The sequence below is a fragment of the Nostoc sp. genome, assembly GCF_036917655.1.
Lineage (GTDB): Bacteria > Cyanobacteriota > Cyanobacteriia > Cyanobacteriales > Nostocaceae > Nostoc.
In genome coordinates this window covers 41013-52567 of the sequence record NZ_JBALCY010000043.1, presented here as the reverse complement: position 1 = coordinate 52567, position 11555 = coordinate 41013, and the positions used below count along the sequence as shown (strand labels likewise).

At 40.7% G+C, this 11555-nt stretch carries 8 protein-coding genes; 7 read left to right on the top strand and 1 reads right to left on the bottom strand.

What is annotated here, in order from left to right:
• Positions 1-787 precede the first annotated feature (787 nt).
• From V7K30_RS16145 to purU, 5 genes are all read left to right on the top strand, one after another.
• Positions 788-1798 (top strand): ABC transporter ATP-binding protein, encoded by a 1011-nt coding sequence (locus V7K30_RS16145; RefSeq protein ID WP_335000848.1) that lies wholly within the window; start codon positions 788-790, stop codon positions 1796-1798.
• Entirely contained in the window at positions 1799-2611 is an 813-nt protein-coding gene (locus V7K30_RS16140) for an ABC transporter permease (protein ID WP_335000846.1), read from the top strand. It begins immediately after the preceding gene.
• Between the two features lie 238 nt (positions 2612-2849).
• The gene (locus tag V7K30_RS16135; RefSeq protein ID WP_335000850.1) at positions 2850-4553 is read left to right on the top strand and encodes a GldG family protein; all 1704 of its coding nucleotides are present in this window, start codon (positions 2850-2852) and stop codon (positions 4551-4553) included.
• A 418-nt stretch (positions 4554-4971) separates the two neighbouring features.
• Positions 4972-5595 (top strand): DUF4340 domain-containing protein, encoded by a 624-nt coding sequence (locus V7K30_RS16130; RefSeq protein ID WP_335000844.1) that lies wholly within the window; start codon positions 4972-4974, stop codon positions 5593-5595.
• 26 nt (positions 5596-5621) lie between these two features.
• Positions 5622-6476, top strand: a complete 855-nt coding sequence (gene purU / locus V7K30_RS16125) for a formyltetrahydrofolate deformylase (protein WP_335000842.1) — start codon at positions 5622-5624, stop codon at positions 6474-6476.
• Between the two features lie 296 nt (positions 6477-6772).
• Here the strand turns inward: purU and V7K30_RS16120 are convergent, their stop codons facing one another.
• On the bottom strand, positions 6773-8077 hold the full coding sequence (locus V7K30_RS16120) for a hypothetical protein (RefSeq protein WP_335000840.1): 1305 nt from the start codon (positions 8075-8077) through the stop codon (positions 6773-6775).
• Positions 8078-8219: 142 nt separating this feature from the next.
• Here V7K30_RS16120 and V7K30_RS16115 point away from each other — a divergent pair, with 142 nt between their 5' ends.
• The gene (locus tag V7K30_RS16115) at positions 8220-10754 is read left to right on the top strand and encodes a dynamin family protein (protein ID WP_335000838.1); all 2535 of its coding nucleotides are present in this window, start codon (positions 8220-8222) and stop codon (positions 10752-10754) included.
• A 69-nt stretch (positions 10755-10823) separates the two neighbouring features.
• The gene (locus V7K30_RS16110; protein WP_335000836.1) at positions 10824-11507 is read left to right on the top strand and encodes an ATP-dependent Zn protease; all 684 of its coding nucleotides are present in this window, start codon (positions 10824-10826) and stop codon (positions 11505-11507) included.
• Positions 11508-11555 lie beyond the last annotated feature (48 nt).

Here is an 11555-nt window from a genome sequence, read left to right as displayed (position 1 = left end):
AACTCTACTTCCCCTCAAAACTATACCTATCAACCGTTTCGCTTTAATTTTAAGTATTTTATCTGTTTGTTAAGAAAGATCCGGGTAATGGATAGTTTATAAGGGGAGGGTTAGGGTGGGGTAAAAAATATTTGATACATCAATCATGACTTTTCAAACATCCTCTAATAGCGAAAGTCGTCTTTAGACGACTGAGAAAAGGTTATAGTCCGTTTTAACGGACTTTAGCTATTAGCCCGGAACTTTAGTTCTCGGCGGTTAAGTCTTTGAGAGTGGCTCCACAGACTTTTAATTCCCCAACTCCTCTTGAAAAGCAAAGCTGTTTCATTCCCTCAAAAGCTCAAAAAAGACTTGTGTTCTGAATGAAAAGACTTGTGTTCTGAACGAAAGTACTTGTGTTCTGAATGAAAAGACTTGTGTTCTGAATGAAAAGACTTGTGTTCTGAATGAAAAGACTTGTGTTCTGAACGAAAGTACTTGTGTTCTGAATGAAAAGACTTGTGTTCTGAACGAAAAGACTTGTGTTCTGAACGAAAAGACTTGTGTTCTGAACGAAAAGACTTGTGTTCTGAACGAAAAGGCTTGTGTTCTGAACGAAAGTACTTGTGTCTACACCGTAGCCTAAAAGGAGAGAGACTTTGAATTTTCCCCTTCTCGCATTGGGAAGGGTGTTAGGTTTTTCAGGAACTTTACCCATTGTCGGCTAATCTTAGTGCCAATCCCCCATACCCAATATCGTGATCTAAGATTGTTGGGTATTCTATAAATTGCGATCGCCACTATACCGATGATCGAAGTTGAACATCTGAGTAAAATATACGGTTCCACCCCAGCGATTACTGATGTCACTTTTAGCGTCGAACCTGGGGAAATTTTAGGGCTTCTCGGCCCTAATGGCGCTGGTAAAACCACAACCATGCGGATTCTCGCTGGTTATTTACCGGCAACAAATGGAAATGCCCGGATTGCTGGTTATGATGTCCATGAAAATTCCCTGGCTGTACGCCAACGGATTGGTTATTTACCCGAAACACCACCGTTATATCCAGATATGACGGTGGAGGGATTTTTGCATTTTGTCGCCCGAATTAAGGGAGTATCAGCAGGCGATCGCCCCAATAAAGTCACAGCCGCCATCGAACGCTGCAACTTAGAAGATAAGCGGCGGGTGATTATTCGCAAACTCTCTAAAGGATACCGCCAAAGGGTAGGAATAGCTCAAGCGATCGTCCACGATCCACCAGCGATCATTCTGGATGAACCCACCGTTGGACTCGATCCCCGACAAATAATTGAGGTGCGGAATTTAATTAAAAGCCTTGGTGGTACTCACACAATTATTCTTTCCACCCACATTCTGCCAGAAGTAAGCATGACTTGTAACCGCGTCGCCATCATCAATCGCGGGAAAGTCGTAGCAACTAATACACCAGAAAATCTGATGACTCAGTTGACAGGTGGTTCAGGGTATGAATTGGAAATAGAAGGAGAAGCTGCCCTAGCGAAACAGGTATTGCAAAAAGTCGCGGGTGTGAGTCTGATAGAATCAATTCCAACAACTGGAATGCACGGTCATCAACTCCAGGAAAACCGCGCTTACCTGCGGGTGATATCGGAACCAGGAAAAGAACCAGGGCGCGATATTGCTACAACATTAGTGCGTGCAGGCTTTGGTTTACATGAACTGCGGCGTGTTAACGCCACCCTAGAAGATGTATTCTTGCAACTGACCACAGAAGAAAAGAATTTCGATACTGAGGTAGACTTAGCAGCAGACAACGAAGGAGAGGCAGCGTAAATGGGTGTAGTGCTGAGTAATATTATTGCCATTTATCGCCGAGAGTTACAGAGTTATTTTGTATCACCTTTAGCTTATGCGATCGCAGGCATATTTTGGTTCATCGCGGGTTTATTCTTCGTGATGATTTTGCTAGGGCCAGATGGCATTTTGACCGGAGTCGCGGCAATAGATTTACAAGGACAACAACAGGGAGTGCCAGTACCGCCGATAGATGTCCCTTACGAATTTGTCCGAGCATTTTTGGATCGTATGGGGTGGCTATTGTTGTTTATCCTGCCAATTCTCTCAATGGGACTCTATGCCGAAGAACGTAAGCGGGGCACTTTAGAACTGTTAGCCACCTCGCCAATTACCAATTGGGCGGTAGCTGTAGGTAAGTTATTAGGCGTGCTAACATTTTTTACCACAATGGTTGTACCCATGCTAGTGTTGGAAGCGATCGCAATCAGTGGATCAAATCCACCAATGGCGTTCTCAATTCCCTTGCTGGGTCATTTGGGATTAATCTTGCTAGCAGCAGCAATTTTATCTGTAGGAATGTTTATTTCCTCATTAACAGACAGCACAATTCTGTCTGCCGTTCTCACATTTGCAGTAATCTTATTATTGTTATTGATTGATTTAATCGGCAAAATTGTCCCTGGTCCCGTGGGCGAAGCATTAGGTTATCTGTCGTTGCTAAAACATTACAACACCTTAATTCAAGGTATTTTTGATACCAGCGCCTTAATTTTATTTGCCAGTTACATTTTTTTGGGCATCTTTCTCACCGCTCAATCAATTGATGCACTGCGCTTTCAAAGGCAGTAATTATTGGTCATTTGTCATTTGTCATCTGGTACATTGCCAATTGAGTTTAGGTAAGAGTTTAATTTGAGTGCTAGTTCGTTAATGATTATTTTGATTGCATTTATAGCGTTTCCAAGGTACATCATAGCCCCCTCTCGAAGAGCGGGGAGGGGGTTGGGGGTGGGCTTCTTCGGGTTTAATAAGCAATCAAGCGGACATGATATCACTAGTTTTTTACAAATGACAAATGACAAATAACATGAAGATAGTTGCAAAAAAGAAACTGTGGAAATATCTATTTTGGTTTGGCCCGTTCCTAATTACAGTCGGCTTAACAATTGGATTAATCTCTGAACAGTGGGGATTAATTCCCTTAGCATTTCTGATTACGGGAATTATCATCAGTGCGTTGGGGATAATATGGCAAAGCTACCAAACTAACTGGTGGAAGCGTCGTTCTACCCAAGCTGGGACTAATGCCTTGGTGGCAACTCTGGCAGTATTGGCAATTTTGGGATTGATTAACTTTTTGGGGACTCGCTATCACTTACGGGCAGACTTAACAGAAACTCAATTGTTTACCCTTGCGCCCCAGTCACGGGAATTAGTGAGTGTCTTACCACAGCCAGTTAAAGTGTGGGTGTTTGATATTAACCAGAATCCCCAAGACCGAGAACTGCTAGAAAATTATCAACGGCAAAGCTCAAAATTTAAATATGAGTATATCGACCCCCAAGCTAGACCAGGACTTGCAGAAAAGTTTGGCGTTAAAGATTATGGGGAAGTTTACCTAGAATCTGGGGATAAACGGCAATTAGTGCAGACAGTAAATGAAAATGAGCGCCTGTCGGAAATCAGATTAACTAGTCGCCTGCAACAACTAACAAGTTCAACCACAGCCAAAGTTTACTTACTCCAAGGTCATGGCGAACGCCAACTTTCGGCTGGTAAAGGTGCAATATCACAAGCAGTTCAGGGATTAGGTGACAAAAGTTATACAACTTCACCCCTGAATTTAGCAGAAACTTCCAAAGTTCCTCAAGATGCGGCTGTCGTAATAGTAGCTGGTCCTAAGCGAGGGCTGTTTGAGGGTGAAGTCAAAGCCTTGCAAGAGTATCTTAATCGCGGTGGTAGCTTACTGCTGATGATTGATCCCAATACCGATCCCAAACTTAACAGCTTGCTACAAGAGTGGGGTGTTCGTCTCGATAATCGTTTAGCAGTAGATGTTTCAAAGGATAGCGTGGGACTTGGCCCTGCTGCGCCCTTAGTGACAGAATATGGACAACATCCAATTACCAAAGATTTCGCTAACGGCATTTCTTTTTATCCAGTTACCCGACCACTAGAAATTACCTCTGTACCTGGTGTTGAGGCGACACCACTGTTGCGAACCAAACCCTATCCCAACAGCTGGGCAGAAAGCGACCTCCAAAGCGAAAAATTAGAGTTTAATGCAGATAAAGACCTCAAAGGTCCTCTGACCTTGGGCGTAGCCTTAACCAGAAAACAAGCGGCTAAATCTATTTCCACTCCCCAAGCTTCACCGACACCTTCACGCTTACCATCACCAACCACCCAAAGCAAAACTAGCCCTACTCCTTCACCCTCCCCCAAAACTCCGCAAGCTTCACCCCTATCATCACCAACCACCCAAGGCAATGCTTCTCCCACTGCCTCATCTCAAACAGCCACCGAATCCCGGTTAGTAGTTTTCGGAAATTCTAGCTTCGCCACCGATGGCTTGTTTCAACAGCAACTAAATGGAGATGTATTTCTCAACTCAGTTACTTGGCTGAGTCAACAGGAGAAGCAACCCCTTTCTATTCGCCCCAAAGAACCGAAAAACCGTAGAATAACCTTGACTACTACGCAAGCCAATCTTTTAATATTGTCGTCTTTGTTGGTTTTACCTTTAATTGGGTTTGCGGCGGCAACTATTATCTGGTGGAAACGACGGTAAGAAGTGAGTTAGGAGTAGAGACGCGATTAATCGCGTCTGTACAGGAGTTAGGAGTTATATAGCGGTATCCCGACCTAGTAAGGTACATCATAGCCCCCTCTCGAAGAGCGGCTACGGTGTACACACAAGTCTGAAGTAGTTTACGAATCTGGTTTTACCCCACCCTAACCCTCCCCTTGGAAAGGGGAGCCACTGCGTTGGGCGGCTTTGCCGACTTGAAGCATGTGGCGTGAGGGAACTAGATTTCCGGCTTCCCCCCTTTACAAGGGGGGATTGAGGGGGGTAATTTGACTTGTGTGTACACCGTAGCCTCGCTTGCGGGGAGGGGGGTGGGGTTCTTGTACCTCACTCAACTGAGAACCGCTATAAATATTAACTCTTCACCAATGCCCAATGCCTCATCCCCAATAATTAAAAAATGAAATTGCCACGAACGACTTTAATTTTGATACTGTTAGCGCTGGGTTTAGGTGGTTTTGTTTACTTCTATGAAATTAGAGGTGCAAGTGTGCGAGAAGAAATTAAGCAGCAAAAGCAGCAAATTTTTTCTTTTGCCGCAGATGATGTGCAATCTTTAACAGTCAAGACAAAAAAACTCACCCTAAATCTGGAACGTAGTCCTGAATCTAGTAATCCGAAGTGGTTAATCAAATCTCCGATATCGGAACCAGCAAATGATGCTATTGTTTCTTATTTGATGGATTTGTTGGTCAAGGGTAAGAGCGATGCCACTTTATCAACTCCAGCAAAAGAGCTTGGAGAATTTGCCTTAGATAAACCCCAAGCAACTATCAGTATCACCCTGAAAAATCGCCAAAGCCATCAGTTGATTTTGGGTAAATCTAACTTTAACGGTCGTTTCTTGTATGCTCAAGCTGACTCTGTTGCTAAACCCGATGGGAATATAAATGTGCTGTTGGTATCTACAGATTTTGCAAATGCCGTGAATCGGGAACTATCAGAGTGGAAGCAACCTGTAGATAATAGTCAGAAACTTCCTCCGCTCACCATTCCTAAACCGAGTCCGACAAACAGCAAATAATTAATTAAAAATCTGGCGATATTATTATGACAAATCCGACAGCAACATTGTTGATTTCCTGCCCAGATCAACGGGGACTGGTGGCGAAATTTGCCAATTTCATCTATTCTAATGGTGGTAATATTATCCATGCAGATCAGCACACAGACTTTGCTGCTGGGTTATTTCTCACCCGCATTGAATGGCAGTTAGATGGGTTTAATTTACCGCGAGAGTTTATTGATCCTGCATTTAATGCGATCGCACAACCTCTTGGCGCTAAGTGGGAAATACGTTTTTCTGATACAGTACCACGCATTGCTATTTGGGTAAGTCGGCAAGACCATTGTCTATTTGACTTAATTTGGCGACAACGCGCTAAAGAATTTCTCGCTAAAATTCCTTTAATTATTAGTAATCATTCTAATTTAAAGGTAGTTGCAGAACAATTTAATATCGACTTTCAGCACGTTCCCATCACTAAAGACAATAAATCAGAACAGGAAGCCCAACAACTAGAATTACTCCGCCAGTACAAAATAGATTTAGTTGTATTGGCGAAATATATGCAGATTGTTAGTGCAGATTCTATTAGTCAATTTCCGCAAATTATCAATATACATCATTCATTTTTACCAGCTTTTATCGGAGCAAATCCCTATCACCGAGCTTTTGAACGTGGGGTAAAAATTATTGGTGCAACTGCTCATTACGCCACTGCTGATTTAGATGCAGGCCCAATTATTGAACAGGATGTAGTGCGAGTTAGTCACCGTGATGAAGTTGATGATTTGGTGAGAAAGGGCAAAGATTTAGAGAGAGTTGTATTAGCAAGAGCAGTGCGATCGCACTTGCAAAATCGTGTCTTAGTCTATGGTAATAGGACAGTTGTATTCGAGTGATTTTATATCCGAAGGAATGAATGTAATCAGACTGTTGATCAATCCACTCTCTTGTTAGACCCCTCACTACTAAAACCTTGGCTTGGTGTTGCTTTCCCGCCCTGCAATAAATTGCGGGCTAATAGCTAAAGTGCGTTGAAACGCACTGAAAATTAAAGAAATTAAGATGGGTTCAGGCTGAGGGGTTAGACCTCCTATGAATTCGCCAACAGTCTCATGTAATTCGCAGTTATACAATAAAGTCCGCATAGACGGACTTTAGAAAAATAATTATTTCAAGAATTGCCGTAGCTGTTTTAGTTAGCTGAAACTAACTCTGTTTCATCTTTCGATTTATCTCTAATATTAAAGTAGTAAAAAAGGTTAGCAACAGTTAGGTCTGATGCCTGTTGTAAATTAGATGTAACTAATGTTTTATGACCAGTAATTACAGCTTGTTGACTAATATAAAATTCGTATTTTCGACGGAGTTCAGGCTTGAATATAAATAACAACTGATCACGAAGCGAATAGAAATGAGATTTTTTGGCTGAACTCTCATATACTAATTGTTCTGGCGGTTCTGCTAAATTGATTGCGGAGTGATCAGCATCTGCATTAGTAGTGAGTTGTGAACTATTAAAATCAGCGCTATTTAAAAGTTTTAATTCTGATGGTGGAAGTGAGCGCATCCAATCAACATGATTTTGCCAGGAATTCAAGACTGCTAAATCATGATTTTTAATGCGGATAATTTCAGGAAAAAGAAAATCAAGTTCATCATGTGATTCACAGCGATTAATCACAGTGATAGCATCTTCACAGATTTTATCTTGGAGATGAGACAAGCGATCGCTAACTGCTGAAACTTCATTCTGCACTTGATAAGTTGCAACAATCACTTGTTCAATTGCCCAAGCACATTCGAGTCTGCGTAGTTGGCCAGCTGCACAGGTTTCTTCCAGTAGATGTGGATTGCTGTAATCTGCTAAAGCCGTAAATAACATTCCCCTCACACCATCAATTTCAGCGTTTCTGCGGCTAAAATCTTGCACTTGTATTGCTGAACGGAAGCGGTTCAGCGCCTGGATAAACACTCCATACGCCCTTACTAAAGCTGTGCGATGTTGTTCAAATTTGATATCTTGGGCTACTTGTTCGATTATTTGTCTAATTTCTACTCCTTGGTTTTTTAAGGCTTGTTTTAAGTCAATAAAGCCGTTTTTGACTTCCAGCCTCATTTGCTCTACTTCTTTTCTTAATTTCAGTGTCTGGTGCAGGTTTACTGCTGTCAACGCTACACCTGCTATTGTTCCCACACCAATTAAGGCTGTAGTTGCTTGCAGCACACCCAAGCTAGTTTGTATAGTTTGCAAGCCGTTCAGTACAGATGTAAAGCCTTGCTGAGTTTGATACATCTGCGCCCCACTCAAAATCAAATTATAATCAGCTATCAGTGGAGATAAAGGGCTGTTGTTGACTGTAGCACCAATAGCATGGGCAATAAACTGCCCGCTAACTGCATCTCTAGCCATACTTAAGGGTACTCCATTGCTCAAGACCTGTAGATATTTACCAGCTTGAATACCAGCTTGAATTGCAGGCGCAAATTGGAACAGCATATTTTTAAGTTGCTAAAAGCTAATTTCCTTGAGCCTAACTGGTATAGAAAAGTAAAGATAACCGTATTTATTCGGTATATTAATGAATTTTGTCTAAATCTGGGCATACTAAACACAAATACTCTATTGGTTCAAAATCTTTATGGATACTTCGTTGTTTAGTTCTCGGATTGTTAATTTCTTGTCATGGATTAGTGGACAAAGACTTAGTCAACGAGATATCACTCCTCAAGTCATTTTTTTAGCATTGTTAATAGTTCTCCTGCGAGATATAGCTTGTGCAGATGGTGTCGTGACAGAAGAGGAAATGCAACGCTGGCAAACAATTCTCAAACGTTTTGTCTCAAGAGAAATAAAACAATTAACACAACTCATCAGTTTAGGAATGAAACAGCATCAGATTTCTGTTCATTCCCCAGAGTTCCTAATGCTGACACATCCGCTTTCACATTCAGAAAAGCTTTTGTTGATTAGTCTGAGTTATGAAATGTCAACGGCAGATGGTGAAATGGACTCGCGTGAGAAAAACTATTTGGAGATAGTTGGCAAGCAGCTTGGCATTAAATCGCAACATTTAGCAGTTTTGGAAGCTGGATTTACTCATCAAGTAAATGTGGAGCCAGATGCTTTAAATGAAGTACATTTTTTACTTGACCCTGCTCGTTTCCAGTCAGCATATCCTGTATTTATCCAAGCTGCGAACGGTATTCTAGCAACTTTACCTGGAAGACTCGAACAAGAAACAACTGAACAGCACACAACTCAATCCTACTGGAAATTGAAAAAATACCAAGAATATCGCAAGCAATTAGCTAATTATTGCTATCAAATTTCCCAGCTAATTCAAGACTGTAAAAATCACGGAATTTTGCCTCACACTTTAATAGGGAATATAGCAGAAGTATCTCAAAAGATTAAATCTCAACGTTTTCGGTTAGCAGTTGTAGGGGAATTTAGCAAAGGAAAATCAACATTACTAAATGCTTTACTAGGCGAAGAAATACAACCTGTAAGGGCTATTCCTTGCAGTGGTACAGTGACAGTTATTAAATACGGGACAGAAAGGCGAGTAACCTGTCGGTACAAGGATGGTCGAACTGAGGAGATACCTTTTGATCAGTATAAATTGAAAGCAACAATTTCCAAAGATGCTGCTCTAGAGCATCGTAGTGATGAACTAGCACAATCTGATATTGAAGAAATTATATTTGAAAATCCTGAATTAGTTTTATGTAAAAATGGTGTGGAAATCGTTGATTCTCCTGGATTAAATGAACATCCTGATAGAACATCTATTACTTATAAACTGCTTCAAGATACAGATGCAGTTATTTTTTTAACGGCTGCTATGAGTGTTTTGACTGAGAAAGAAAAAGAACTGATACAGGATATGAGATATAAACTTAATAATGGTAGCCTGGATGAACCCGCTGAAAATCTTTTTCTATTAGTAAACTTTATGGATATGTTAGATAATGAAAAAGACCTTCATGAGGTTAAAACTCGAGTAGAAAACTTCGTAAAAAATGATAATTTGCTTATTAATACAGGTAAAAGCCGTGTCCATTATATTTCTGCAAAATTAGCATTAAAAGCTATACAGAATAAATATGAAGATGAGTATCTAAAGAGGTTTCAATTTTTCACTCAATCTTTAGAAAATTTTTTGGTACTTGAGCGTGGTAAAGTTAAAATCAGACACTCAATTAAGGAAGTTAATAGTTTAATTACAAAAGTTTTAAATTGGCTGGCTCAATCTAAAGACGTTTTAGATGGTAATATCCAGCTTTCAAAAGCTGCTAAATTTGAAATTTTTGAAAAAATTGGAGCAGTAAGTGGACGTGAAGTAAAAATGCGTATATTAGGAGATTCGCAAAAAGAACAAGTAGCTTTTGAGGTATATAATTCTTGGCAAAAATGGTATGGGGAACTACCAGACACAATAGTCAAAAAATCGATTAATTGGTCTTCCCAAAACTCAAGAGTCTTTGAGCAAAAAAAAATACTAAAAGAATATAGAGATCAGTTTATACAAGAATTAAAAGCTGAGTTAAATACTTGGCAGCAATCAAATTTTGATATAATCATAAAGCCATATATAGAAATATTCGATAGTGAAATATCACAACAAATAAATGCGTTAAATACAGAGTTGGAACTAATAGATAAAAGGTTGAATACTAACTTTAGTGACTATATCTCTCACAATATAACAGAGGTAGATACAACATTATTTTTTGGCACATTGGGACGATGGTCAGTGAATTTATTAGGTAGTATGCTACTAGCATCAACAGGTTTAATACTTTTCGTTCCTCTATTTATAGGGAGCATAAATAAATTTACAGGTTGGGTGGATGGGCAACAAGATACAGGAATAAAGCAAAAAATTATTGAATCAGGGTTAGCAAAATTTGCAGAATCACAAGATAAAATAAAAGAGCAAATAAACCAATATATTAGTTCAATTTTTGAAAGCAAAATTAAATCGTTTTCTGCTGTAATCGCAGAAGCGATCGCACTTTACGAAAATCTCCTAGAACAGCAGGAAAAAGCTCACAACGAGACTCTGGAACAACGTGAGGCTGAAAAAATGTGGATTTACCAAAAGCGCCAAGAACTTGAGCAAGTACAGAAGGGGCTGGAAGTCATTCTCAATAAATGCACCATTGTTTAATCGCATTCCTTTTGTAGCTAATCTCGCCTCATAATATAGAAAGATTAAGCTGCACTCAGAAAACTCTCAATGAGCCAAACTAGCCTAAATTTAGTTGCAATATCTATCTTTCTGATCACCATGTCCAGCCTACTGGGGCCATTCATTCACTTATCGCCCGCAGTACCAGCGATCGCTACCTTCACCATTTTAGGCATAGCTACATTAGATAGTTTCAGCTTGCAAGGCAAGGGTGGTACTATCTTTTTAGATTGGATTGCCGGTTTTTCAAGCGAACACCGCGATCGCATTGTCCACCACGAAGCAGGACATTTCTTGGTTGCTTACCTATTGGGCATTCCCGTTACTGGCTACACACTCAGCGCTTGGGAAGCCTGGAAACAGGGGCAACCTGGGCAAGGCGGCGTTAGCTTTGATGATGGCGAATTAGCATCTCAACTAGAAGTGGGTAAAATCAGTGCCCAAATGCTAGACCGCTACTGCACTGTTTGGATGGCGGGTATTGCTGCTGAAACCCTAGTTTTTAATAATGCTGAGGGTGGATCTGATGATAAAAACAAGCTGATAGGTGTCTTGACAATTTTGGGTTTTTCTGAATCAGTTTATCAGCAGAAACTGCGGTTTCATACCCTCCAGGCAAAAACCCTACTGGAAGAAAATTGGTCTAGCTATGAGGCTTTAGTTAATGCCATGCGACAACGCACTTCGGTAGAAGATTGTCATGCTGAGTTAGGAGTAGGGAGTGGGGAGTGAAGAGTGGAGGCAGGGGAGGCAGGGGAGCAGGGAAGGTAGGGGAAGAAT

Bases quoted from the DNA above. Each gene is read 5' to 3' on its own strand.
- V7K30_RS16145 (WP_335000848.1), top strand. From the start codon at position 788: ATGATCGAAGTTGAACATCTGAGTAAAATATACGGTTCCACCCCAGCG.
- V7K30_RS16140 (WP_335000846.1), top strand. From the start codon at position 1,799: ATGGGTGTAGTGCTGAGTAATATTATTGCCATTTATCGCCGAGAGTTA.
- V7K30_RS16135 (WP_335000850.1), top strand. From the start codon at position 2,850: ATGAAGATAGTTGCAAAAAAGAAACTGTGGAAATATCTATTTTGGTTT.
- V7K30_RS16130 (WP_335000844.1), top strand. From the start codon at position 4,972: ATGAAATTGCCACGAACGACTTTAATTTTGATACTGTTAGCGCTGGGT.
- purU (WP_335000842.1), top strand. From the start codon at position 5,622: ATGACAAATCCGACAGCAACATTGTTGATTTCCTGCCCAGATCAACGG.
- V7K30_RS16120 (WP_335000840.1), bottom strand. From the start codon at position 8,077: ATGCTGTTCCAATTTGCGCCTGCAATTCAAGCTGGTATTCAAGCTGGT.
- V7K30_RS16115 (WP_335000838.1), top strand. From the start codon at position 8,220: ATGGATACTTCGTTGTTTAGTTCTCGGATTGTTAATTTCTTGTCATGG.
- V7K30_RS16110 (WP_335000836.1), top strand. From the start codon at position 10,824: ATGAGCCAAACTAGCCTAAATTTAGTTGCAATATCTATCTTTCTGATC.